General features: G+C 47.6%; 29 protein-coding genes. 28 read left to right on the top strand and 1 reads right to left on the bottom strand.

The genetic code is table 11. From position 1 onward, the window contains the following. Positions 1–12 precede the first annotated feature (12 nt). The 8 genes from SPTER_RS10475 (at position 13) to SPTER_RS10440 (ending at position 8,070) form a co-directional block, all read left to right on the top strand. Positions 13–882, top strand: coding sequence for an NAD(+)/NADH kinase (locus SPTER_RS10475; protein ID WP_144350364.1), 870 nt, complete (start codon positions 13–15; stop codon positions 880–882). Next, positions 869–1,438: a tRNA 5-(aminomethyl)-2-thiouridylate-methyltransferase MnmM gene (gene mnmM / locus SPTER_RS10470; RefSeq protein ID WP_144350363.1), complete on the top strand. Its 570-nt coding sequence runs from the start codon at positions 869–871 to the stop codon at positions 1,436–1,438. Before SPTER_RS10475 ends, mnmM begins: the two co-directional genes overlap by 14 nt. A 1-nt stretch (position 1,439) precedes the next feature. Further along, complete coding sequence (argR, locus tag SPTER_RS10465; protein WP_144352852.1) at positions 1,440–1,910, top strand: arginine repressor; 471 nt, start codon at positions 1,440–1,442, stop codon at positions 1,908–1,910. 12 nt (positions 1,911–1,922) lie between these two features. Continuing rightward, positions 1,923–3,632 carry a DNA repair protein RecN gene (gene recN, locus SPTER_RS10460; RefSeq protein WP_144350362.1) on the top strand — a complete coding sequence of 570 codons (1,710 nt, stop codon included), beginning with the start codon at positions 1,923–1,925 and terminating at the stop codon, positions 3,630–3,632. A gap of 195 nt (positions 3,633–3,827) precedes the next feature. Continuing rightward, the gene (gene spoIVB, locus SPTER_RS10455; RefSeq protein WP_144350361.1) at positions 3,828–5,213 is read left to right on the top strand and encodes a SpoIVB peptidase; all 1,386 of its coding nucleotides are present in this window, start codon (positions 3,828–3,830) and stop codon (positions 5,211–5,213) included. Between the two features lie 179 nt (positions 5,214–5,392). Further along, positions 5,393–6,181, top strand: a complete 789-nt coding sequence (gene spo0A / locus SPTER_RS10450) for a sporulation transcription factor Spo0A (RefSeq protein WP_246105564.1) — start codon at positions 5,393–5,395, stop codon at positions 6,179–6,181. Between the two features lie 141 nt (positions 6,182–6,322). Further along, positions 6,323–7,396, top strand: coding sequence for a butyrate kinase (buk, locus tag SPTER_RS10445; RefSeq protein WP_144350360.1), 1,074 nt, complete (start codon positions 6,323–6,325; stop codon positions 7,394–7,396). Between the two features lie 11 nt (positions 7,397–7,407). Next, the gene (locus SPTER_RS10440; RefSeq protein WP_144350359.1) at positions 7,408–8,070 is read left to right on the top strand and encodes a hypothetical protein; all 663 of its coding nucleotides are present in this window, start codon (positions 7,408–7,410) and stop codon (positions 8,068–8,070) included. Here SPTER_RS10440 and SPTER_RS25640 read toward each other — a convergent pair whose 3' ends face one another. After that, on the bottom strand, positions 8,071–8,196 hold the full coding sequence (locus SPTER_RS25640) for a hypothetical protein (protein ID WP_281289517.1): 126 nt from the start codon (positions 8,194–8,196) through the stop codon (positions 8,071–8,073). 76 nt (positions 8,197–8,272) lie between these two features. Between SPTER_RS25640 and SPTER_RS10435 the strand changes: the two genes are divergently transcribed. The 20 genes from SPTER_RS10435 to SPTER_RS10340 all read left to right on the top strand — a co-directional run bounded on the left by SPTER_RS10435 (position 8,273) and on the right by SPTER_RS10340 (position 23,485). After that, positions 8,273–8,824, top strand: coding sequence for an NUDIX hydrolase (locus tag SPTER_RS10435; protein WP_144350358.1), 552 nt, complete (start codon positions 8,273–8,275; stop codon positions 8,822–8,824). Continuing rightward, positions 8,817–10,010, top strand: coding sequence for an endonuclease Q family protein (locus tag SPTER_RS10430; RefSeq protein WP_144350357.1), 1,194 nt, complete (start codon positions 8,817–8,819; stop codon positions 10,008–10,010). The genes SPTER_RS10435 and SPTER_RS10430 overlap by 8 nt, the downstream gene beginning before the upstream one ends. Positions 10,011–10,079: 69 nt before the next feature. Continuing rightward, on the top strand, positions 10,080–10,718 hold the full coding sequence (gene spoIIM, locus SPTER_RS10425) for a stage II sporulation protein M (protein ID WP_144350356.1): 639 nt from the start codon (positions 10,080–10,082) through the stop codon (positions 10,716–10,718). 176 nt (positions 10,719–10,894) lie between these two features. Further along, positions 10,895–11,143, top strand: a complete 249-nt coding sequence (locus SPTER_RS10420) for a hypothetical protein (RefSeq protein WP_144350355.1) — start codon at positions 10,895–10,897, stop codon at positions 11,141–11,143. A gap of 126 nt (positions 11,144–11,269) precedes the next feature. Next, entirely contained in the window at positions 11,270–12,157 is an 888-nt protein-coding gene (gene xerD / locus SPTER_RS10415; protein ID WP_144350354.1) for a site-specific tyrosine recombinase XerD, read from the top strand. 37 nt (positions 12,158–12,194) lie between these two features. Then, entirely contained in the window at positions 12,195–13,379 is a 1,185-nt protein-coding gene (locus tag SPTER_RS10410) for a phosphopentomutase (protein ID WP_144350353.1), read from the top strand. 11 nt (positions 13,380–13,390) lie between these two features. Continuing rightward, entirely contained in the window at positions 13,391–14,716 is a 1,326-nt protein-coding gene (locus SPTER_RS10405; RefSeq protein WP_144350352.1) for a pyrimidine-nucleoside phosphorylase, read from the top strand. A gap of 88 nt (positions 14,717–14,804) precedes the next feature. Then, positions 14,805–15,974, top strand: coding sequence for a D-alanyl-D-alanine carboxypeptidase family protein (locus SPTER_RS10400; protein ID WP_246105563.1), 1,170 nt, complete (start codon positions 14,805–14,807; stop codon positions 15,972–15,974). Positions 15,975–16,098: 124 nt separating this feature from the next. Beyond that, entirely contained in the window at positions 16,099–16,434 is a 336-nt protein-coding gene (locus tag SPTER_RS10395) for an STAS domain-containing protein (RefSeq protein ID WP_144350350.1), read from the top strand. A 13-nt stretch (positions 16,435–16,447) separates the two neighbouring features. After that, positions 16,448–16,894, top strand: a complete 447-nt coding sequence (gene spoIIAB, locus SPTER_RS10390; protein WP_144350349.1) for an anti-sigma F factor — start codon at positions 16,448–16,450, stop codon at positions 16,892–16,894. A gap of 9 nt (positions 16,895–16,903) precedes the next feature. Continuing rightward, on the top strand, positions 16,904–17,653 hold the full coding sequence (locus SPTER_RS10385; protein ID WP_144352850.1) for a SigB/SigF/SigG family RNA polymerase sigma factor: 750 nt from the start codon (positions 16,904–16,906) through the stop codon (positions 17,651–17,653). A 185-nt stretch (positions 17,654–17,838) separates the two neighbouring features. Beyond that, positions 17,839–18,042, top strand: coding sequence for a hypothetical protein (locus SPTER_RS10380; RefSeq protein ID WP_144350348.1), 204 nt, complete (start codon positions 17,839–17,841; stop codon positions 18,040–18,042). Positions 18,043–18,064: 22 nt separating this feature from the next. Then, on the top strand, positions 18,065–18,265 hold the full coding sequence (locus SPTER_RS10375) for a dodecin family protein (RefSeq protein ID WP_144350347.1): 201 nt from the start codon (positions 18,065–18,067) through the stop codon (positions 18,263–18,265). A gap of 117 nt (positions 18,266–18,382) precedes the next feature. Then, on the top strand, positions 18,383–18,838 hold the full coding sequence (gene spoVAC / locus SPTER_RS10370) for a stage V sporulation protein AC (RefSeq protein WP_144350346.1): 456 nt from the start codon (positions 18,383–18,385) through the stop codon (positions 18,836–18,838). A 15-nt stretch (positions 18,839–18,853) separates the two neighbouring features. After that, positions 18,854–19,858 carry a stage V sporulation protein AD gene (spoVAD, locus tag SPTER_RS10365; RefSeq protein WP_144350345.1) on the top strand — a complete coding sequence of 335 codons (1,005 nt, stop codon included), beginning with the start codon at positions 18,854–18,856 and terminating at the stop codon, positions 19,856–19,858. 25 nt (positions 19,859–19,883) lie between these two features. Then, the gene (gene spoVAE / locus SPTER_RS10360) at positions 19,884–20,237 is read left to right on the top strand and encodes a stage V sporulation protein AE (protein WP_342787128.1); all 354 of its coding nucleotides are present in this window, start codon (positions 19,884–19,886) and stop codon (positions 20,235–20,237) included. Between the two features lie 16 nt (positions 20,238–20,253). After that, entirely contained in the window at positions 20,254–20,643 is a 390-nt protein-coding gene (locus SPTER_RS10355) for a hypothetical protein (protein WP_144350344.1), read from the top strand. Positions 20,644–20,660: 17 nt separating this feature from the next. Next, a complete protein-coding gene (locus SPTER_RS10350; protein ID WP_144350343.1) occupies positions 20,661–21,353 on the top strand; it encodes a DUF4175 domain-containing protein in 693 nt (230 codons plus the stop codon). Between the two features lie 13 nt (positions 21,354–21,366). Continuing rightward, positions 21,367–21,972, top strand: coding sequence for a stage V sporulation protein SpoVABEA (spoVAEA, locus tag SPTER_RS10345; RefSeq protein ID WP_144350342.1), 606 nt, complete (start codon positions 21,367–21,369; stop codon positions 21,970–21,972). Further along, positions 21,965–23,485 carry a spore germination protein gene (locus SPTER_RS10340; protein WP_144350341.1) on the top strand — a complete coding sequence of 507 codons (1,521 nt, stop codon included), beginning with the start codon at positions 21,965–21,967 and terminating at the stop codon, positions 23,483–23,485. Before spoVAEA ends, SPTER_RS10340 begins: the two co-directional genes overlap by 8 nt. The last annotated feature ends 10 nt before the right edge of the window (positions 23,486–23,495 follow it).

Below are 23,495 nucleotides of genomic sequence, written 5' to 3'. Positions count from 1 at the left end.
GGGGAATACGAGGTGTTGACTATCGGGCTGTTTCCCAACACAAAAAAACAGAGTATCAGTACAGTGTTGGGCTGGATTGTGCAGTATTTTAAGGAACGCAATGTTAACGTGGTGCTGCCGGAAGAGGCTGCTTTGGAACTTAAGTGTACTCATTTGGCCGGAAAAATGGAATGTGTAAAAAATGATATTACTTTCGGCATTACCCTGGGGGGGGACGGAACACTTTTACATACTGCCCGGGAGATTGCTCCCTTCGGTATTCCTGTCTGTGGTGTAAATATGGGGAACCTTGGCTTCTTAACTGAGATTGAGGTGCCTGATCTGAATATTGCCTTAGACAGGTTGCTGGGCGGTGATTATTATATCGAAGAACGCCTGATGCTGGATGCCCTTGTCATCCGCAATGGCAGTCCTATTTACATCTCACCGGCCTTAAATGACGTTGTTGTCGCCAAAGGCGGCTTCTCACGCATGATAAAATTAAAATTGTTTATCGATGAAGAGCTGACGGCCGACTACCCTGCCGATGGCCTGATTATTGCCACTTCAACCGGTTCAACAGGCTACTCGTTATCCTCAGGCGGGCCTATTATTAACCCGGAACTGAAAGTAATCGTTATTACGCCAATCTGCCCGCATACACTGCATTCACGGGCCCTGGTTATTTCCGAAAATGCAGAAATTAAAGTACGGATGCAGGCGGCTCATGATGATATTGTCCTTACCGTAGACGGGCAAACCGTGTATAATCTGCTGCCAGACGATACGGTAGTGGTCCGGCGCTCCCCTTTTCGGGCCCGCTTCATCCGGTTTACCGGCAAGAGCTATTATGAGAAACTGCGTACTAAATTACGGCGAGGCGACCAGCATGCAAGTGGTTAATGCCGTTATGATGGCGCAGCGGCTGCTGAAGCCCAGGCTGGCCACTGCCGGTCTGGTTGTTGATGCTACCGCCGGCAATGGTCAAGATACTTTGTTTCTGGCGGCTAATACTCCTGCTGCCACTGTTGTCTGGGCTTTTGATATTCAATCCCAGGCTCTCACGAACACAAAGGAGCTGCTTGCCAAATATGAAGTAGCGGCTAAGGTTCACCTTGTTTTGGACAGTCACGCTCATATAACCCGCTACATAAAACAGCCGGTAGACGCAGCCATGTTCAATCTGGGCTATCTGCCGGGCGGCGATCATAAACTAAGCACGCTGCCGCAAACAACCATCCAGGCAATTGCGCAAACGCTGCAATTGCTCAATACCGAAGGTCTGATGACAATCGCGGCCTATCCCGGTTATGAGCAGGGCCGGCTGGAGCTACGGGAATTGCATCAGTATCTGGCTGCTATTGATCAAAAAAAGTTTTCTGTTGCCTGCTGGTCAATGGTAAACCAAACGAACTTTCCGCCAATTCTATATCTGATTGAGAAGAAAAGGAGTGGATAGCTTGAAGGCTTTGCGGCACTCAAAGACGAAAGAGATTATTGACCGCTATATAATCGAAACCCAGGAAGACCTGGCTGAGGCTCTGAGTAAACATGGTATTGATGTTACCCAGGCAACTGTTTCCCGTGATATTAAAGAGCTTATGCTGATTAAGGTGCCGACAGGGGATGGCCGGTACCGGTATGCATTTCCCCCCGAACAAAATGTCATTATGTCCCAGGCCCGGCTGGAGCGAACGTTTCGGGACTCGATTGTTGCCATTGATTTCAGTCAGAATATTGTCGTTCTCCGCACCCTGCCGGGAACCGCCCAGGCTGTGGCTTATACGATCGACTATGTGAAATGGCCTGAGATTATTGGCACAGTAGCCGGTGATGATACTATTTTTGTCCTTGTAAAACCACTGGAGGCTGTGCCGCAGGTTATTGCTAAATTCCGGTCGCTCATGGGTAGTGGAATCGGCGTGGTTTGAGGAGAGGTAATCATGTTAAAGTCACTTACTGTCGTCAATTTTGCCCTGATTGATAAGGCGCATATTGAATTTGTACCTGGTCTTAATATCCTGACCGGAGAAACAGGGGCCGGCAAATCCATTTTAATCGATGCCCTGTCAGCCATTATTGGCGGCAGAGCCTCCGGTGACTCTATCCGTTCAGGTACTGATTATTTCCGTATCGAGGCAGTTTTTGACATAGCAGGTATTGATAGCCTGCACTCCTTTCTGGATAAGCAGGGGATTGCTGTTGATGATGGCGGCACGGTAATTATTGCCCGCCGCTTAAGCAAACATGGCAAGAATACTATTCATATCAACGGTTGCCAGGCAACGCTGGGCATGCTGCGGCAAATTTGTGAAAAACTTGTGGATATGCATGGTCAACACGAAAATCAAGCCCTGTTAAAGCCGGAAACCCATCTGGAACTTACCGATGCTTTTGCCACCGGCATAAAAACCAAACTTGTACAATACCGCAGTGCTTACCGGGAATGGCAAAAAGTTAAAAATGAATTAGCCGCCATCAGCCGGGATTCCCGGGAACGCCTGCAGCGCGAAGAGATGCTTACCTGGCAAACGCAGGAGATTGCCGCTGCCGCCTTAGCGCCAAATGAAGAAGAGCAGCTGGTAAGCCAGGTTAAGGTTCTGGCTAATGCCGAAAAAATTTCTCACGCCGTATCCCGTTCCTACATGCTGTTGAGTCAGGGAAATAAAGGCTTTAATGGCATCATAGCCTGCCTGACTGATATAAAAAGGGATCTGGCGTCGGCCGCCCGCTTTGATGAGACCATTAATCAGCAGGTGGAGATTGTAGCTGAAGCACTGTACCAGCTGGAAGAAACCATGGGTGAACTTAGGGATTATCGTGAAAATATGGATTTTAACCCGGCTAAGCTAGCTAAGCTGGAAGACCGGCTTGATATCATCCACCGGCTGAAAAAAAAATACGGGGCAACCGTCCAGGAGATATTGACGTATTCTGAGCAGGCGGCTGAGGAATTGGCGGCCATTACGCATTATGATGAACGAATAAACAGCCTTGAGCAGCAGGAAGCTGAACTTAAGCGGCAAATGCAAGAGTTCGCCAATGAGCTTGACCGGCTAAGGCAGCTGGCAGGAGCGGAAATGGGCCGGCAAATCTCCGGCCACCTGGGTGATCTGGGGATGCCTAAAGCCCAATTTATCGTCGATGTTAAACGCAATGACCAATATTCAGCAACCGGCGCCAATGATGTCGTTTTTCTATTTTCGGCCAATCCGGGAGAAGAACCCCGGTTATTACAGAAAGTTGCCTCTGGCGGCGAATTGTCGCGGCTCGCCCTGGCCATAAAAACGGTTTGCGCCGAACGTGAGGAAACGGCCACTATGGTATTTGATGAAGTTGATGCCGGCATTGGCGGCCAAACCGCGCAAAAGATGGCGGAAAAAATTGCCAGAATTGCGGCATTCGATAAACAGGTTTTATGTATCACCCACCTGCCGCAAATTGCTTCGATGGCCGACAGCCATATTTACATCGAAAAAATTATTGCCGAAGAGAGGACAGTAACCCGGGTAACCCGGCTGACCCCTGAGAGTCAATTGAAAGAATTGGCGCGAATGGCCTCAGGCGATTTAACCCAGCTTTCCCTGGAGAATGCGGCCCAGATGTTAGAAAAGTCAATGAAAAAAAAAGCAAATTGGAAATATAAAGCGTAAGCGTGAGCTTGCGCTATTTTTTTTGTTTAAAAGGCCGAAAATCAGATTCCAAGTCAATAAATGCTAATAATTCCGGAATAATCCCCTTTGAATTCGGGAAACTTTAAGTTTGCAACCGGTTGAACAAAATGTAAGCAAATGAAAGGCTGAGTGGGAAATTTGGGAAGAATGTAATAGGGAGTGATGGAAGAAAATATGACAAGATTTAACCGGCTATTGAGCAGCAGGCTGATTTGGGCAGTATTAATTATCAGCGCAATCTTTGCATTTTGTCTTTCTCCCCAATTCCGCAGTATTTACGGTCTTCCCGTGCATATCCGGATTATCGAAGGTGAGTCAGCCTTATTTGATGTAAATTTTCCGTTGACCGTTAACGTCAGGCATGATGGTGGCAGTATCCGGGTCCAAACCCATGCAACCTTACCAATCATTGCCTTATCGCGGCCGGTATCGCTTGAACCTGTCAAACTCGGACAATCCACTGTCGAGTTTAAGCTGTTTGGAATAATACCCTTTCGTACGGTGCAGGTGGATGTATTGCCGCCCGTTAGGCTGGTTCCAGGCGGACATTCGATTGGTGTCATGCTGCGATCCCAAGGTGTCATTGTTGTCGGTAATTCACCGGTCCTCAATATGCAGGGCCAGTATGTAACACCGGCCAAAGATGCCGGCATTACAGTAGGCGATGTCATTATCAGCATTAATGGCATTCCGGTGCAAAGCGACACACAGGTAGCCGAAATTATTGATGATAACGGGAAAAATAACCGCGCCATTGATGTGCTGATTAAGCGCGCAGAAGGACAGCAACATATTAATGTGTCACCGGCGTTATGTCATGATACCAAACGTTATCGAATTGGTTTGTTTGTGCGCGACAGTGCCGCCGGCGTTGGCACCCTGTCTTTTTATGAACCGGATTCAAAAATCTACGGGGCTCTCGGTCATATTATTACTGACAGTGACACAAACCAGCCGATTGACTGCGAACAAGGCAAGATCGTGCTGGCCACCGTCTCCGGCATTCAACACGGCACCAGGGGCCATCCCGGAGAGAAGATTGGCGTATTTATTGAAGAAGATCAATTGCTGGGACATATTAATAAAAATACCCCTTTTGGCATTTATGGCGAATTAACCGCTACCCTGCCGAATGAGAAATATCCCCAGGCAATTCCGATCGCTTCTATGAGCCAGGTGCAGGTAGGGCCGGCGGAAATGCTGACAGTAGTTGACGGACAGACAATTGAACAGTTCAGTATTGAAATCCAGAAAATAAATTTACAGGAAATACCGGAAAGCAAAGGCTTGGTTATTAAAGTAACTGATCCCAAATTAATCGAAAAGACCGGTGGTATCGTCCAGGGTATGAGCGGCAGTCCCATTATTCAAAACGGTAAAATAGTCGGTGCCGTTACCCATGTTTTTGTCCATGATCCAACAAGCGGTTATGGCTGCTTCGTGGACTGGATGCTCATGGAAAGCGGTATAATCCCGAAAAAAGAACGCAATTCAGCCAGAAAACTATTTACGTTTTCTGGCAGTTTTTCTGCTAGCGCCGCTCCGTCCGCCGCGGCCTGACAGCTACAGTATTAAAAATACTTGTCACATTCTCAGGCTATCTATATAATTAAGATACGATTTGGATTTTCAGAAAAAAATAAAATGGATTCTTTTTCCAAACAAGGAAGGAAATGGTGCGTGTTTGTCGAATAGATAAAATATAGTAATTTATACGATTTAGCAGGGAGAGGATTCCAATGGTAATGGCAAGAGAAACAATTAAGGTGGCTATCGCTGACGACAATAAGGAGTTTTCGGAGATTTTACAGGAATGTCTTAACAGAGAGCCTGATATTGAGTTGGTTGGGGTAGCCTTTAACGGAGAGCAGATGTTATCTATCATTGAAGAAAAAGCTCCGGATGTCATAGTTTTAGATATAATTATGCCGCATTTAGACGGAATTGGTGTCTTGGAGCGTATTAATGTTTCCCCGAACAAGCGCCCGAAGATTATCATGCTGACTGCATTTGGTCAGGAGAATATTACGCAGCGGGTAGTAGAACTGGGTGCTGATTATTATGTGTTAAAACCATTTAACATGGACGTACTGATTAACCGCATCAGACAACTTGCCGGTACTTTCATTACCGTCCGGCCGGTAGCCGCCGCCACTGCCCAGGTCGTCAAAACCCGGCCTATGGATGTGGAAGTGACAAACATTATCCGGGAGATTGGTATTCCGGCCCATATCAAAGGTTACCAATATCTGCGCGATGCGATTATGATGATTATTGCCGAAGTAGAACTATTGGGAGCCGTAACGAAAGTTCTTTATCCGATGATTGCGGAAAAATACTCTACCACCCCCAGCCGGGTCGAACGGGCCATCCGCCATGCGATTGAGGTTGCCTGGAACCGGGGAAATATTGAAATGATCAATAAGCTGTTTGGCTATACAATCAAACTGGATAAAGGCAAACCGACTAACTCTGAATTTATGGCAATGATTGCTGATAAACTGCGCATGGAAATGAGAGCCAGTTAGATAAGTATTAACCCTAAAACAACAACAAACCTTGCTGCACATTGCCGGCAAGGTTTGTTGTTGTGCATTGCAGGATTTTTTCTGCTGGTACTGAATAAAATAATATTGCTGTCATTTAAAATTGGATATTGGGGGCTAATAATGCTGGAGCAGTATAAAATATTGGCAATTAATCCCGGTTCAACTTCAACGAAAATAGCTGTATACAGTAATCAGCAAAAAGAGTTTGAGCAGATTATACGTCATAGCAGGGAAGAACTGGAGAAATTTGAGCAGATTTATGATCAGTATGATTATCGGCGTCAATTGGTGGAAGCGGCGCTGGCCGCTCATAACATCAGGCTTTGTGATTTAGCCGCGGTAGTGGGGCGCGGCGGTCCTTTGAAACCGATGGCCAGCGGTACCTATAGGGTAAACGAAACGATGGCCGCGGATTTAAAGGTAGGTGTACAAACTGAACATGCCTCCAATCTGGGGGGGTTATTGGCCAGAGGCCTTGCCGGTCAGGCGGGGATTCCGGCGTTTATTGTTGATCCGGTGAGTGTGGATGAACTGGAGCCGGTAGCGAGAATTACCGGGTTGCCGGAAATCTCCCGCCGCAGTTTGTTTCATGCCCTTAATCTAAAAGCGGTTGCCCATCGCGTGGCTGGGGATTTAGGCAAAACCTACGACGCCCTGACCTTAATCCTGGTTCACCTGGGGGGCGGCATATCGGTCGGAATCCAACAGAACGGGCGCATGATTGATGTAACAAATCCTAATGATGCCGGCCCATTTTCGCCGGAACGCGCTGGTGGCTTACCTTCCCACGCCTTAGTGAATATGTGCTTTACGGGCGATTATACATTGGCGGCTATTAAAAAGAAGCTGATTGGGCAGGCGGGTCTGGTTGCTCACCTCGGCACTAATGACGGCCGGGAGATTGAGGATCGTATTATGGACGGCGACACTAAGGCCGCGCTTATTTACGAAGCTATGGCCTATCAGATAGCCAAGGAGATCGGGGCTATGGCCACCGTAGTCCGGGGCCGGCTCGATGCCATTGTCCTAACCGGTGGTCTGGCCCACTCCCGGCTGCTGACCAATATGATTTGTGAGCGGGTGGCGTTTATCAGTCAGGTGCTGCTCTACCCCGGTGAGGATGAATGTGCCGCCCTGGCGGCAGGCGCACTCCGGATATTGCGCGGGGAAGAAGAAGCGAAAATCTATGAATAGAAGGTAATCGCATGGAAGATAATCGGCTAACGATTTTTGTGGGTGAATTTGGCAGTGGCAAAACTGAAATCGCCGTTAATTATGCACTGCAATTACAGCAGGCCGGCCAGGAAACAGCCATTGTCGATATGGATCTGGTCAAGCCTTATTTTCGGACCAGGGAAAACCGCGAACTGCTGGAAAAAAACGGCGTCAAAGTCATTGCGCCTGATCCGCGCTTGTCTCATGCCGATCTGCCAATCATGCCCCACAATCTGATTGAAATATTTGCCCAAACCACGACCAGGGTAGTCATGGATGCCGGCGGCGGTGAATCAGCCATTGCGTTAGGTCAGTTGAAACGCTATTTCGACCAGATCAGCTATCAGGCCCTGCTGGTTGTTAATACCCGCCGGCCTTTTACCGGCACCGCTGCGGGCATCATGAGCACACTACGGCGGATCGAACAGGTTTCCCGCCTTACCATCAGCGGCTTGGTCAGCAATACCAATCTTGGTGCTGAAACAACGGCAGCCCATGTACACGCCGGTCTGCCTATTATTGAGCAGGCCGCCGCCGCCCTGGACCTGCCTGTCAAATGGGTGGTAGTCCCGGCCTGGCTTGCACCCTCTGTCCACAGCAGCAGACCCCTGTTTATTCTCAAACCCTATACACATTATCCCTGGATGGACTAATTACTGCCGTTTTTTTAGCACAACCTCCCGCAGGGTGTGATATTCTTTGCTCAGGTTGTGCAATTCTTTCAGCAAGTCTTTAATTTTACCGCTGAAATAGAAGCCCTTGTGGGAAATAGTTTGCATTGGACATCCCTCCCTTTGGAGGTAATATATGCAGGTATTTAAAAAATATGCCAAATTGATTAAGGGAGGCGCTGGTATGCCACACACGGAAACAGAGTTTCAGGAACAATTGATAACCTCAACGCGTTTATTCGAGGGAAAAGTGATAAACCTACGCCGCGATGAGGTCCTGCTGCCAAATGGCAAGGGCGGAACCAGAGAGGTCGTTGAACATCCGGGTGCAGTGGCGGTAATCGCGCTGACTGCCGATGGTAAAGTCATCCTCGTCCGGCAATACAGGCATCCTGTGCAGCAGGTAATGCTGGAGGTACCTGCCGGCAAGCTTGATCCCGGTGAGACACCGGCAGCCTGTGCCCTTAGAGAACTGGCGGAAGAAACCGGCTTTGCCGCCAATAAACTGCGCAAATTAACCTCAATGTATACAACACCGGGCTTTTCCAATGAGATCATCCATATCTTTCTCGCTGAGGATTTGGTTGAATCAGCCCAGGAACCGGATGAAGATGAGTTTATTAACAGTGAAAAATATACCCCGCACCAGATTGCCGGGATGGTTGCCAGGGGAGAAATCTGTGATGCCAAGAGTTTAGTTGCCTTATATCTGGCGGGAATACCGGTACATGCTTAAACAGTATTTTGCCGATTTGCATATTCATGTCGGCATGAGCGAAAGCGGTAAGTGGGTTAAAATCCCTACCTCCCGCCAATTAACCGTGCGCGGCATTTTGTCGGAAGCAACCGACCGTAAAGGGATGAATATCATCGGCATTGTTGATGCCCTGTCCCCCCTGGTGCTGGCCGATATAAAAAAACTGACCGCCGAAGGTTTGCTGGTGCCGGTACCAAACGGCGGGTATCTTTATAAAGAGAAAACACTGCTCCTCCTTGGCGCTGAAATCGAAACCAGGGAGGAGGGCGGGGGCTTGGCCCATACACTGGTCTTTATCCCCGACCTGCCGACAATGGCCGCGTTTTCGGCCTATATGAGCCAGTTTATCCGCAATATCAGCCTCAGCTCCCAAAATGCCCATATGCCCCTGCAAAAACTGATTGCTATTGCCGGTAGCTTCGATGCGCTTATTATCCCCGCCCATGTTTTTACGCCGCACAAAAGCGTATATGGTGCCTGCTGTACACGACTGTCGCAAATTTTATCTGAGCAGGAACTTAGCCGGCTGGCCGCGATTGAGCTGGGACTGAGTGCTGACAGCGATTTGGCTGACCGGATTGGCGAACTGGCCGGTTATACCTTTATCACCAATTCCGACGCTCACTCCCTGGATAAAATCGCCCGGGAATATAATATTTTTTCATTGCTGGAACTGTCGTTTCGTGAAGTGGCTCAGGCCTTAGCCCGCACAGCCGGCCGGCAGGTCAGAGCCAACTATGGCCTTAATCCCCGGTTAGGAAAATACCACCGCACTTTTTGCCCGGTCTGTGGTTTTATAGCTACAAGCGGCGGCGACGGCGACGGCACCTGCTGCCCCGAATGTAACAGCCCCCGTCTGATTACCGGCGTATATGACCGTATTAATCATATTGCCAATTACCTGAAACCGCAGCATCCTTTACACCGGCCGGACTATTTCTATCAGGTGCCGCTGGAGTTTATTCCCGGCCTGGGCAAAAAAATTAAAGACCGGCTGCTGGCTGAGTTTAAGACCGAAATGGCGATTGTCCATACGGCCGGCCGGGCCGAATTAAATCAGATAGCCGGTACAAAAATAACGGCTTTTATTATGCGGGCCCGGGCCGGAACAGCGGCTATTGCCGCCGGCGGCGGCGGCATCTACGGCCGACTGGCTAAAACCTAAGGGACAAATAGGTCTAAACAGTGTTAGCAGGACATATATTGTAGCAGGTACTGGCCGGGAGGTACATGCATGCTAAAACTGCTTCGCAAGAATACTGCCATTTATGTCCGTGCAAATATTGTTGCTTATTTTTTTATGATTCTTATTTTTGTTATCGGGATAGTCATTGGCGCTATGGCCGTAAAAACACTGCCTGATGAACAAAAAGCCGAGCTTGTCGGTTATTTGCGGGTTTTCTTCCAGGGCTTGACTGATCCGCAGACTGCTGCCGGCGATACCCAGGCCCTGTTGGCCGGGGTATTACTCAGTAACATCAAGGTAATCGTTATCATGTGGCTGTTAGGCTTTACTATTGTCGGTATCCCTTTTGTGTTGTTTATGGTTTGCCTGCGGGGCTTTGTTATCGGCTTTACGGTGGGGTTCTTAGTGAATGAGTACATCATGAAAGGGTTGTTATTTGCCCTGGTGTCGGTACTGCCCCATAATTTCTTCGCGGTTCCCGCCCTATTAGCGACCGGGGTGTCAGCAACATCCTTCTCCCTGATGCTGGTAAGACGCAATAAAAATAAGGCTAACTTACTTTATAATTCCATAGCCTATTCCCTGTTTTGCTTAGCCATGCTTATGGTTATGATCGGCGCCGCGCTGATAGAGGTTTATGTTTCACCGGTTTTTATGAAAACAGTAGCCCAGCTTATTATGCGGTAACAAAGAAAAGGCGTGTCGCCAAACGTTTTTTGAAAAAACGCCAAGCGACCCGCCTTTTTCAGGAAACAGCGTAACCTTTACTAATTTACGCATAATCCTGATATTTAACGAATATGTATGATATTAAGTTAAGCCGGAATGCATACTGGAGGGCGGGAGGAGGGAAGTAGAGGCGGATGGTAGTGACGTTTTCTCTGCGCAGTATCATAAAAAAGTCCAAGTTATATGTAAAAATCGTCCTCTTAACGCTTATTATTTTCTACATTCTACCGAAATTAATGACGATGTTCTGGGAGTTAAATAATCCCGGCTTGAAACTGCGTGACCAGCATCTGCTGGAAAAACCATTACGGGTTATCGTTTCCGGCAGTCTGGCCAGCTCACAGTATGACAGCAGTTGGCAGGCAATAACAAAAAAACTCTAAAACTTTACGAAAGATTATAGACAAATAAAGGAAAAGCAAACTTCTTGTTGAATGTTGAATTAAGTAGCTAGATCAGATACTGAATGTCGGCTCGAAATTGGGAAGAAAAAAGGGTGGTAAAATAAAATGGAATCGTATGTTAATGAATTTATTAACTATCTTGCAGTCGAGCGGGGATTAGCTCAAAATACGTTAGAATCCTACGGGCGGGACCTACGTCAATTCCAAACATATTTGCAAAATAGTCAATTAGATTTTTTACGAAATTCTAACCGTGACACCATCCTGAGTTACCTTAACAGTCTCCAGGTAAAGGGGCGGGCTGTTTCAACGATATCGCGTAATCTTGCGGCGATAAAGTCTTTCTATCAATATCTTGTCCGCGAACGCCATCTTGAAAAAGATCCGGCCGTAAACCTGGAATCGCCCAAGCTGGAAAAAAAGCTGCCCCGGATTCTCTCGATCAGCGAAGTTGAAGAATTGTTAAAACAGCCTAATACCTTTCAGCCTACCGGCCTTAGAGACAAAGCTATGCTTGAACTGCTATACGCAACCGGCATCAGGGTATCGGAATTAATATCCCTGAACATTTCTGACGTAAATCTTGATATGGGCTATATTAAGTGCTACGGCAAAGGGGCCAAGGAACGCATTGTGCCCTTAGGCTCAATTGCGGCCAAGTGCGTACAGGAGTATATCGGCAAAGGCCGGACAAAGCTGGTACGTACTTATGAAGAATCATCTTTGTTTGTAAACCACCATGGTAACAGACTGACCCGTCAGGGGTTCTGGAAAATTATTAAAAAATATGCGATGGAAGCACGCATTACCAAAGAAATAACCCCTCACACCCTGCGCCATTCCTTTGCCACCCATCTCCTGGAAAATGGGGCAGATTTACGCTCAGTCCAAGAGATGCTGGGCCATGCCGATATATCGACAACCCAGATTTATACCCATGTAACTAAAAATCGCTTGAAAGAAGTTTATGATAAAACCCATCCCCGTGCATAATATATTAAATAAATTGTTCAAAGAGGGGCTATAGGATTTGTTCAAACGAATATATGTTATTGTTCTTGATAGTGTAGGTATCGGCGCAATGCCTGACGCGTCTGAATACGGCGATACCGGGGCCAATACATTGGTACATATTGCCGCTGCCGCTGGTGGTCTTTATTTGCCGGTTTTGGCAAATATGGGGCTGGGGCTCATTGAACCCATTGCCGGTGTCCAGCCAGTCGCCCGTCCTGCAGCTGCTTTTGGTAAAATGGCGGAATTATCAAAAGGCAAAGATACTACCAGTGGTCACTGGGAATTAGCCTGCTGCCCGTTGTTTACTTCCTTTCCCGTCTATCCGGCCGGTTTCCCCCCGGAAATTATTGAAAAATTTAATTTTTATACAGGGTATAGTATCTTAGGTAATAAAGCCGCCTCAGGCACTGAAATTATTGCCGAACTGGGAGAGCAGCATATGCTTTCAGGCCAGCCGATTGTGTATACATCGGCCGACAGTGTTTGTCAGATTGCCGCCCATGAAGAGGTGATTGCCCTGGAGCGGTTATATGGGTTATGCCGGATTGCCAGGGAGAAAATCTTTATTAATGAACATGCTGTGGGCCGGATTATTGCCCGACCGTTTGTAGGCAAACCAGGCAGCTTTCTCCGGACTGCCAACCGCCATGACTATAGTCTGGAACCACCGGCGGCAACAGTGCTTGATGCATTGAAGCTGGCCGGTTTTGCTGTTACCGGCATTGGTAAGATTGCTGATATTTATGCCCATAGGGGGTTGACGCAGTCTTACCCGACAACATCTAATCAGCACGGTATGGAGATTCTTACCAAGCTGGCCGCCCAGAGGCTGCCGGACGGTTTAATCATGGCCAACCTGGTTGATTTTGACAGCGTATTCGGTCATCGCAACGATGTTGCCGGCTATGCCCGGGCCCTTGAAGATTTTGACAGGGCTTTGGACGTTTTCAAGTCTGAGCTAGCTGCCAGTGATTTACTGATCATTACAGCCGACCACGGCTGTGATCCCACGCGGCCGGGGACTGACCATACCCGCGAATATGTGCCGGTTTTGGCTTATCACCACGGGTTATCACAAAAAGCCGCCCCCGTCAATTTAGGGGTAAGATCAACCTTTGCCGACGTGGGAGCCACGGTAGCTGCTAACTTTAACCTGCCGCCGCCGGCGTTTGGCCAAAGTTTTTTAAATGACCTTTTTTGAGGTGAGTACTAGTGCGTGTTACCGATATTATTACCAAAAAACGGGATGGGCTGGAGCTCGCAGACAGCGAGATTGGCCACCTGATTAAAGCCTATACGGCTGATACAGTGCCTGATTATCAAATGGCAGCCTGGCTGATGGCAGTCTATTTCCAGGGGCTGACAGACCGGGAAACAGCTACATTGACGATGGCCATGGCAACATCCGGCGAGATGGTCGATCTCAGCCAGGTCACCGGTATCAAGGTGGACAAACACAGTACCGGCGGGGTAGCCGACACGACTACGCTGATACTGGCCCCGCTGGTCGCAGCGGCCGGGGTGCCTGTAGCCAAGATGTCCGGCCGGGGGCTGGGATTTACCGGTGGTACCATTGATAAACTGGAAGCGATTCCGGGCTTCAGGGCCACGCTGGAACGGGCTGAGTTTATTGCGAATCTGCAAAAACACAATATTGCCATTACCGGCCAGTCTGCCACGATTGCCCCGGCGGATGGCAAGTTGTACGCCCTCCGGGATGTAACGGCGACAGTCGAGAGCATTCCCCTGATTGCTTCATCAATTATGAGCAAAAAGATTGCCGCCGGCGCTGATAAGATTATTTTGGATGTCAAAGTTGGCAGCGGCGCTTTTATGAAAACTAAAACCGCGGCTATCACCTTAGCAGAAACGATGGTACGTATCGGCCAACTGGTTGGCCGAGAAACAATTGCGCTGCTGACCAGTATGGAGCAGCCGCTGGGCACGGCTATCGGCAACAGCTTAGAGGTCAGAGAGGCTATTGAGGTATTATCAGGACGCGGTGAACCGGCGCTGCGCGAAGTCTGTCTGACACTGGGTTCACACATGCTGGTACTGGGCGGTAAGGCGCTTACACCGGCAGCGGCCCGGCAGCAGCTGGCAGCATTGATTGACAGCCAACAGGCCCTTGCCAAATTGGGTGAGTTGATCGCCGCTCAGGGTGGTGATGCATCTATCGTATACGATTGCCGTAAGCTGCCGCAAGCCCGTTATCACCTCGCAGTTACCAGTGATCACCAGGGCTTTGTTGACAAGATCGATGCGGCGCAAATTGGTTATGCAGCCATGTTGCTGGGGGCCGGACGGGAGCATAAGGGGCAAAGCATCGACCTGGCGGCAGGGGTGGCTTTAACCTGCAGGCTGGGCCAGCCTGTCGGCCCCAACCAGCCGCTGGCCACCCTGTACAGCAATACTGAATTGCAATTGCAGCCAGCAGCAGGTATTATAAAAAATGCGGTGCGTGTTGCTACGCAGCCGGGAGAAATTTCGCCGGTAATAATAGGACTCGTTACTTCCCAGGGATTCCAGCTCGCCTGACAAATGTCAGGCTTTTTTTGTTTTAAATTCCCTGTTTAAGCAGTTTTAATATGGGAGATGATAATTTTAAAAGAAAGGAGTGTTTTCAGTGATTCGAAAAATCGCGCTGGTAACGTTACTGTTCTTTGTTTTGAGTGTTGCCACTGCTTTCAGTGCGCCAGCACCAACAGCCAAACAGCCGCAGCCTGGCACCCAGTTAAATACTAGTGCCGTGTCGGCTGTACTTATGGATGAGAATGGTACTGTGCTTTTTCAGAAAGATCCCCATAAGCGTCTTCCCCCGGCCAGTGTAACCAAGATTATGACTTTACTGCTGGCGGTCGAAGCGGTAGAACAGGGCCGGATAAATCTTGCCGATGAAGTTAATGCCAGTGAAAACGCCTGGCGGCAGGGAGGCTCCCAGATTTGGCTGGAACCTGGTGAAAGGATGACAGTAAAAGACTTGTTGTCAGCGGTAGCGGTCGTAAGTGCCAACGATGCCGCAGTTGCCTTAATGGAGCATATCTATGGCAGTGAGCCGGCCGCAGTTGAGGCTATGAATCAGCGGGCAGAAACCCTGGGACTTGCCAATACCCATTTCAACAATGTCAATGGTCTGCCAACAACCGAGCATTATATGAGCGCCTATGACGCCGCCTTAATCGGCCGGGAAGCTGTCATGCATCCACTGTACATGGATATGTGCGGTATTAAAGAAACCTGGCTCAGAGATGGCAAGAACTGGCTGGTAAATACTAATAAACTGTTATGGTGGTATAAAGGCGGCGATGGGTTAAAAACCGGCTGGACAGAAGAAGCAAAATACTGCTTCGTGGGTACTGCCAAACGCGACGGCCTGCGGCTTATTGCCGCGGTATTTGCCACCCCCGAACCGCGGTCACATTTGCGGGAAAGCATGAAACTTCTCGATTGGGGGTTTGCTAATTTTTCCGCCGTACCTATTGTTACACAAGGTACAGTTGTTGAACGGCTCAAGGTGAACAAAGGGGTAGATAAGGAAATTCAGCTCGTTGCCGCCGAGGATTTAAATTTAATTATCGGTAAGGGGCAAAATAAAAATCTGCAAAAAAAGATAATAGCAGAATCAACGGTGAATGCCCCGGTGGCAGAGGGCCAGAAATGCGGGGAGTTAATTGTCCTGCAAGATGGTAAAGAAATGGGGAAAGTTGATTTGCTTGCGGAAAAATCAATAGAAAAAGCCGGGTTAATAAGAATTTTTCAGGATATGCTTACCAATATGTTTAATTTATCCAGATAACCAGGCTATTAGGAATATTCAAAACTGTGGTAAATTTTTCCACAGTTTTTTTGTGGATTTTGCAGGAAAATATTTCCTTTTGGCGAATTATTTAATTATAAAGTGAAAGTAGGAGGTTATGTTGTTGAAAGTCACTACAGTTATGAAACAAGGCGTCCTCGTGATCAGGCCGGAGGGGGAGTTTGACGTTTGCGGGGCCAATGAATTTCGGGGAGTAGTTGACAGAGAATTAGATGAGACCGGAGCTAAGCATATCTTACTTAATTTACAAGGTGTCGATTTTATTGATAGCTCAGGTTTGGGGGTAATTCTGGGACGTTACAAGCGAATCACCCAGCTTGGCGGGAAAATGCTTGCTGTCCATCTGGAACCGAATGTCCAGCGCATTTTTGAATTAGCCGGTTTAATGAAGATTCTAACTGTTCACAAATCAGAAGAACAAGCCTTAGAGCTGCTATAAGGGGGCCATGCCAATGGATGCGAAAATAAAAAATCAAATAAACCTCTCGCTTCTAAGTATCAATGAAAACGTTGGTTTTGCCAGAGCAGCAGCAGCAGCTTTTGCGGCCCAGGTTGAATTGACGCTTACTGACATCGATGAAATTAAAGTTGCTGTTTCCGAGGCAGTGTCTAATGCAGTCATTCATGGATATGGCGCTGATACGCAGGAACGCAGGTATGTTGAATTAACGATGATCCTGTATGCGGATAAGCTTGAATTTACGGTAATCGATTACGGGCGGGGAATTGCCAATGTGGAAGAAGCCCGTCAGCCTTCCTATTCCAGCGACCCGGAGCGAATGGGTCTGGGGTTTGTCTTTATGGAGTCGTTTATGGATGAGCTTGAGGTTAAATCCGAATTACAGCAGGGTACAACGGTGAGAATGGCCAAAATGCTTGCGCCAGTCACCGAGCATTAGGTGAAACATATGCTCAATGAGGAAGAGTTTAAAGAGCTATTACTCAAAGCTCAGTCGGCTGAGCCTGCGGTTAAAGAGATAGCTACCGAACGCATTCTGGAGAATAATTTAAATTTAGTCCGGAGTATTGTTCATCGGTTTACCAATCGCGGTTATGAATGGGATGATTTGTTTCAGATTGGCTGTATCGGACTGTTAAAAGCCATTGAGCGCTTTGACCTCAATTTTAGCGTTAAATTTTCTACGTATGCAGTGCCGATGATTATCGGCGAGATTCGCCGTTTTATCCGGGACGACAACCCAATCAAAGTCAGCCGCCCGTTAAAAGAATTGGCTTATCGTGTTCATAAAACCCAGGAAAAGCTGCAGGGTGATTTAGGCCGGGAACCAACCATCGGCGAGATTGCCCGGGAGTTGTCGCTGGCACCGCAGGAAATTGTGTCCGCCCTGGAAGCCGTTCAGCCCCAGGTATCAATCTATGAGCAGGCTTTTCAGGGCAGTGACGGCAGTGATACCATTCATCTGCTTGACCAGTTGATCCACTCAGATGGTCAGGATAGCGCCTATTTTGATAAACTGGCGTTGAAAGAGGTGCTGGGCCGGTTGCCGGTAAAAGAACGCACTGTAATCTATCTGCGCTTTTTTAATGATAAGACGCAGGCCGAAATTGCTGACTTTATCGGCTTATCCCAGGTACAGGTATCACGGATTGAAAAACAGGCATTAAAAATTATCCGCGAATTATTACAGACCTCTTAGTGGAGGTCTGTTTTTATAAACCAAGTTTTTCTAACCCCACCAAGACTTTAATCATTTAATGCTTTGAGCCAAGGGATAAGAAAAATCTTTGGCTCAGGCAATGTCCTCCGGGACATTGCCTGAGCCAAGTTTTTCTAATAAAAAATACGTTGTTTGGGGCATAATAGATTCAGAGGTGATAAACAATGAATAATAGTGTGATTAGTAAGCTGAAAATCAAAGGTATTATTTACTTGTTTGTGTTCTTTTTACTGATGGCCGGCAGCACTGCGGCCTGGCTGTATTTTGAAGCCGATCTGCCCAAGAAAACACCTATTAAAGCTAAACAGGTTTTTCTTTGGCATAACAATTTAAATCCTGCACAAACTAATACTGTTAAGCAAACATAATCAGTATTAGGGGGTATTAATCATGGTTGTAAAAGTGATTGAACTTGTGGGAACATCCCGCCACAACTGGACTGATGCTGTCGACAATGCCGTGTTGGAGGCCGCTAAAACTGTTGACGCTATTTTGGGTGTTGAAGTAACTAACTTTACCGCCAACGTAGATAACGGTCACATAGCTGAATATAAGGCAGATGTAAAAGTAGCCTTTCAGGTTCAGCACTAACTTTAAATAACAGTGTATTGCAGAGAGTGCCGCTGGCACTCTTTGTCATTATATGAATTAATCAGTTTAGCTATGGTCAGAATATAAATGATAGAATCCCCATGACGGAGGTGCACCATGTTTGACAGCAAAACCAGTCAGGCCGAACAGCAAAAATTTCAGGAGAAATTTGAGCAGCTAAAGCCAAAACCGCCGCTAGTAAAGAATATATTGTGGGCCTTTATTGTCGGTGGGTTGATCTGTGTACTGGGACAATTCTTTTTAAATTATTTTGTCAGTACCGGTTTAAGCAAAAAAGAGGCTGCCGGTCCTGTCAGCATCGTCTTAATATTTTTAAGTGCCTTATTCACAGGCTTAGGCATTTATGATGAGCTGGGACGCCGGGCCGGGGCCGGATCAATTGTGCCAATAACCGGCTTTGCCAATTCCATCGTCGCCCCGGCCATGGAGTTTAAGCGCGAAGGCTATATTTTTGGCATAGGCGCAAAAATGTTTATTATTGCCGGGCCGGTTTTGGTGTACGGCATTTCAACAGCAGTAATTATCGGTTTTATGTACTGGATAAAACTATAGAGGAATGAGGATAGGATGAACAAAAAACGCGGCCAGCAAAGTATTGTTTTTACAACCCCACCGGTGATTACCAGCGCGGCCAATATTGTCGGCCCCATGGAAGGCGAGGGTGTCTTAACCGAGTTTTATGATCACATACTCAAAGATAATCTTGATGATAATGACAGTTGGGAAAAATGTGAGTCAAGCATGATGGAATGGGCCTTAAAAACAGCAATCAAGAAAGATCAAAGCAGTGTGAATGATGTCGATTATGTACTTGCCGGCGATTTACTTAATCAATTAATGAGTACCCATTTTGCGATAAGGAATGTCGGGCGCCCCTTTCTGGGAATGTATGGCGCCTGCTCAACCTTAGCCCAAAGCATGCTGGTTGGGTCCATGCTCATTGATGGCGGCTTCGCCAATAAGGTTGCTGTCGCCGTCTCCAGTCATCATGATGCGGCCGAGCGGCAGTATCGTTTTCCCACAGAGCTCGGTGTCCAGCGGCCGTTAGTGTCGCAGTGGACAGTAACAGGCTCAGGTGCACTTGTAATTTCGGGTGCCGGTGATGGACCGCGAATTACAACGGCAACAGTGGGTAAAATTATTGACATCGGCATTAAAGATCCCAATGCGATGGGACCGGCAATGGCGCCGGCAGCAGCTGATACATTATGGAGCCACTTTGATGATACCGGCCGGCAGCCCAGTTATTATGACATGATCTACACCGGCGATCTGGGCAGTGTCGGCAAGGCTCTTGTTGTTGAATTGTTTAAAGAAAGAGGCGTTGACCTAACCGCCGTGTACGAAGATTGTGGCTGCATGATCTTCCGGCAAGAGCAGGATGCCCATGCCGGCGCCAGTGGTTGCGCCAGTTCAGCCGTGGTCTTTGCCGGTTACATTTACCGGATGTTAAAACGTCAAAAATTACGCAAAGTTCTGCTTGTCGGCACGGGAAGTTTGCATAGTACGACATCATATCAGCAAAAAGAATCAATCCCCTGTATTGCCCATGCCGTAGCCGTGGAAATATAGGGTAAATATAAAGGAGGTAACCCCTTTGCAGGCATACATAATGGCTTTTGTCATCGGTGGTTTGATTTGTGTGATTGGCCAATTGCTTATGGATCTCACACCGCTGACACCAGCTCATGTTTTGGTGTTGTTTGTCGTTTTAGGTGGTATTTTAAGTGGATTGGGGCTCTACCAGCCCTTAGTGGATATGAGTGGTGCGGGAGCAATGGTTCCCTTGCCGGGCTTTGGGCATGCCCTGGTTGCGGGGACAATTGAAGAAATAAATAAAATAGGGTTCTGGGGAATTTTCAGCGGGGCCGTGAAGGCCACAGCTACCGGAATTACCGCTGCCGTATTTTTCGGCCTGCTCGTGGCTATTGTTTTTAATCCCAAAGGATAGGCGGGGATGTAGATAAATGCTGGCAATAGACATGATAGGCCTGGTTATATCAATCATCATCGTTGGGGTCCGGTACCCCCATTATGCCTTGGCGGCAGCAGTGATAAACACCACCGGTCAAATCCTTATGGCAGTTTTGTTGGCGGCAAATATTGAAAAGATTGTTACGGCCGGAGCTTTCAGCTCCGCTTCAATGACCAATCTCAGTGAACTACAAAGCCTGCTGTTTGCCTGCAGCGGTCCTTTGGCCAATTTCCTTGTCAGTAAAGCAGCCGGGGGCATTCAGTTTGTCAGCAACGCGCAGTTAATCAAGCCAACAGCTGTGCTAAAACAGCCGCTTGCTGTCACAAACCTTAGATTTGCCGTCATTTCCCTGGTTTTGAGTCTCATTAGTCTTTTCAAGTAAAGCATGGGGTGATAAATATGGCCAAGCGAGTTTCCAGTAAAATCTCAAGTTATATTAAACCCGGTCAATCGCAAAATCAGGAGCGGTCGCAAGTGGAGGATGAAACCTTAATCGCCGACCTGGCCAAAGGATTGCTGCAAGCCCAAGCCAAAATTTCACAGGACTCCCAGAAAAACAATACTGATGAAGTAATGAATTTATTAAGCAAAATCAATAATCAACTGGAAAACTTACAGACAACTTTAAATGCCGGTGGTCAACCGGACAGCCAGGATCAGTCATCGCAGCCCAATAAAGGGCATAAAGCCAGGCCATTACGACAAAGTCAGCAGCAAGAGGCAGGTTCAAAGCCAGAGGCTGCCGTGTCTCAGGAATTAAAAAATTTATTTAGTATACTCCTGCAAAATAACAGTCAGGAAAGCAAGGGCGGCGGCAACGGGCAAAGTCCGGGCATGGCCCAACACCAGCGCCAACAGCAGCAGGAGCAAAGTACAGGCCAGCTACAAAATCAGCAAAGCGAGCAAGACAGCAAGGGTAATCCTAATAGTATAACCGTTCAAACAGCCGCCCAGGTCCTGGCCCAGGCCCAGTATGAGCTTTCCAACGAACTGGAAGCAAGTCTGAAAAAACTCAAGCAGGTAATCAGTGAAAGTGAGCAGATTGCAAATAAAATCAGTAATCTATTAGGGGAAGAAAATAGCCAAAAGTAATGAGGTGTAATCATTGACTAAACCGCAAGAGAGCACTAACAAAATCCGCGTAATACTCGTTACCGATGGTGACCGGGTTGCCCAGCATGCGGTGGAAAATATCGGCGCCTCCCTGGGGTTGCGCTGTATTTCCGCCTCCGCCGGCAACCCCACGCCGATTAGCGGCAAAACCATTGTCGAACTGTTAAAAACAGTGCCGTTTGATCCTGTACTGGTCATGTTTGATGATAAAGGGCATAAGGAGAAAGCGGAAGGGGAGCGGGCGCTCGAATACGTTGCCAGCCATCCGGATATTGAAGTATTAGGAGCCGTGGCTGTGGCTTCTAACACAACCGGTATCGACGGGGTTCAGGCCGATGCCTGTGTTGATTGCCAGGGCCATATGACTGATGTCTCTGTTGATAAAAAAGGGGAAGTCAAAACCTTAAAAGAATGTGGCTGTAAACCGGTTATTACCGGCGATACTGTTGATGTGCTTAATGATGTTGAAATTCCGGTTATCATCGGCGTCGGTGATATTGGCAAAATGGATAAGCACGACGATTTAAGCCGGGGCGCCCCCATTACCCGTAAGGCAATTGAAGAGATACTGAAACGGAGTGGCATTAGTTATGGCTGATGAACGAAAAATTGCAAAAGAGATTGATGATAATATAAATTATATTAAAGACTATTTGGGTGTAGGCGAAACATTTGATGTTGTTTTTCGCGAATTCAGGGTAGGACGGAAGCGGGCGGCGTCATTTTCTATTAATGGCATGACAAATGATATTGTATTGTCGAATGTTCTTGAAGAACTGACAGTATACAAACAAGAAGAATTAACAATCAACACAATGGAAAAACTGTTTTATCACCGCACTACCCATTCCCAAGCCAAATTGATTGATAATATGAATGATGCTATAACCAGTTTGCTATCCGGTGAGCTCCTGTTTTTCGTAGACGGTGCCAGTCAGGTCCTGGTTCTTGATGCCCGTTCTTATCCGGTCCGGGCACCGGCAGAATCAAATATTGAGAAAGTAACGCGGGGGTCAAGGGATTCGTTTGTAGAGACAATCGTGTTTAATACTGCCCTGATCAGGCGTCGTCTGCGCGATCCTAATCTGCGCTTTGAAATAGTTAAGGTTGGAACACGTTCGCAATGTGATATTGCGGTTTGTTATATTAAGGATATTACCAATCTTGATCTTGTTGAGACAGTAAAGAAACGCATCAATGATATTAATATTGATGGCATCCCCATGGCGGAAAAAGCCATCGAGGAATATATTGTCGGCGGCAGTAAATGGAATCCGCTGCCGATGGTCAGGTACACAGAGCGGCCTGATGTGGCTGCCGTTCATCTTTTAGAGGGACATGTTTGTTTAATTGTTGACACTTCACCCAATATTATGATTTTACCCACAACCTTCTGGCATCATGTCCAGCATGTTGAGGAGTATCATCAGAATGTTGTGGTCGGTTCCTATTTGCGGCTGGTAAGACTGGCAGGGGTGATGCTTTCACTCATTCTGCCGCCGTTGTGGCTGGCACTGGTGCTTAACCGGCAGCTTTTGCCTGAGTCCCTCGCTTTTTTGGGGCCCCGTGACCCGGGGATAATTCCCCTTGGCCTCCAGTTTATTTTAGCTGAATTTGGTATCGAACTGGTACGGATGGCCACCGTGCATGTACCTACAGCCCAGGCAACCTCGCTAGGTTTTATCGGGGCGTTTATGTTAGGTGAATTTGCCACAAAAGTAGGCCTGTTTGGTAACGAAATCATATTTTATACCGCAGTTGCAGCCGTAGGCGCTTTTGCAACCCCAAGTATGGAGTTTGCCATGGCGATGCGATTGTTTCGTGTTAGTCTGATCGTGCTGGTTATGTTGTTTAAATTACCGGGCTTTGCCTGTGGTGTCCTGGCCGTATTCCTCTTATTATTAAGCTCACGGTCATTCGGGGTTCCTTATCTATGGCCGGCCTTGCCTTTTAATTTTAGTGCCATGAAGGAGGTCCTGTTCCGGTTACCCATTCCCAGCAAAATATTGCGCCCGGCTATTTTGCAACCGCAGGACAATGACAGGTTAAACAGTGGCGGCGTCGGAAAAAACAACCGAAGCAAGGATGAAAAAAAACAACCGGAAAAATAAGCAGCAGCCG

It is taken from the genome of Sporomusa termitida (genome assembly GCF_007641255.1).
Lineage (GTDB): Bacteria > Bacillota > Negativicutes > Sporomusales > Sporomusaceae > Sporomusa > Sporomusa termitida.
Note: the sequence above shows the minus strand (reverse complement) of the source record. Positions and strands in the feature narration are given on the sequence as shown.

Excerpts from the sequence above, each read along its gene's own strand:
- mnmM (WP_144350363.1), top strand. The coding sequence starts at position 869 with ATGCAAGTGGTTAATGCCGTTATGATGGCGCAGCGGCTGCTGAAGCCC.
- recN (WP_144350362.1), top strand. The coding sequence starts at position 1,923 with ATGTTAAAGTCACTTACTGTCGTCAATTTTGCCCTGATTGATAAGGCG.
- spoIVB (WP_144350361.1), top strand. The coding sequence starts at position 3,828 with ATGACAAGATTTAACCGGCTATTGAGCAGCAGGCTGATTTGGGCAGTA.
- spo0A (WP_246105564.1), top strand. The coding sequence starts at position 5,393 with ATGGTAATGGCAAGAGAAACAATTAAGGTGGCTATCGCTGACGACAAT.
- buk (WP_144350360.1), top strand. The coding sequence starts at position 6,323 with ATGCTGGAGCAGTATAAAATATTGGCAATTAATCCCGGTTCAACTTCA.
- SPTER_RS10440 (WP_144350359.1), top strand. The coding sequence starts at position 7,408 with ATGGAAGATAATCGGCTAACGATTTTTGTGGGTGAATTTGGCAGTGGC.
- SPTER_RS25640 (WP_281289517.1), bottom strand. The coding sequence starts at position 8,196 with ATGCAAACTATTTCCCACAAGGGCTTCTATTTCAGCGGTAAAATTAAA.
- SPTER_RS10435 (WP_144350358.1), top strand. The coding sequence starts at position 8,273 with ATGCCACACACGGAAACAGAGTTTCAGGAACAATTGATAACCTCAACG.
- SPTER_RS10430 (WP_144350357.1), top strand. The coding sequence starts at position 8,817 with ATGCTTAAACAGTATTTTGCCGATTTGCATATTCATGTCGGCATGAGC.
- spoIIM (WP_144350356.1), top strand. The coding sequence starts at position 10,080 with ATGCTAAAACTGCTTCGCAAGAATACTGCCATTTATGTCCGTGCAAAT.
- SPTER_RS10420 (WP_144350355.1), top strand. The coding sequence starts at position 10,895 with ATGGTAGTGACGTTTTCTCTGCGCAGTATCATAAAAAAGTCCAAGTTA.
- xerD (WP_144350354.1), top strand. The coding sequence starts at position 11,270 with ATGGAATCGTATGTTAATGAATTTATTAACTATCTTGCAGTCGAGCGG.
- spoIIAB (WP_144350349.1), top strand. The coding sequence starts at position 16,448 with ATGGATGCGAAAATAAAAAATCAAATAAACCTCTCGCTTCTAAGTATC.
- SPTER_RS10385 (WP_144352850.1), top strand. The coding sequence starts at position 16,904 with ATGCTCAATGAGGAAGAGTTTAAAGAGCTATTACTCAAAGCTCAGTCG.
- SPTER_RS10380 (WP_144350348.1), top strand. The coding sequence starts at position 17,839 with ATGAATAATAGTGTGATTAGTAAGCTGAAAATCAAAGGTATTATTTAC.
- SPTER_RS10375 (WP_144350347.1), top strand. The coding sequence starts at position 18,065 with ATGGTTGTAAAAGTGATTGAACTTGTGGGAACATCCCGCCACAACTGG.
- spoVAC (WP_144350346.1), top strand. The coding sequence starts at position 18,383 with ATGTTTGACAGCAAAACCAGTCAGGCCGAACAGCAAAAATTTCAGGAG.
- spoVAD (WP_144350345.1), top strand. The coding sequence starts at position 18,854 with ATGAACAAAAAACGCGGCCAGCAAAGTATTGTTTTTACAACCCCACCG.
- SPTER_RS10355 (WP_144350344.1), top strand. The coding sequence starts at position 20,254 with ATGCTGGCAATAGACATGATAGGCCTGGTTATATCAATCATCATCGTT.
- SPTER_RS10350 (WP_144350343.1), top strand. The coding sequence starts at position 20,661 with ATGGCCAAGCGAGTTTCCAGTAAAATCTCAAGTTATATTAAACCCGGT.
- SPTER_RS10340 (WP_144350341.1), top strand. The coding sequence starts at position 21,965 with ATGGCTGATGAACGAAAAATTGCAAAAGAGATTGATGATAATATAAAT.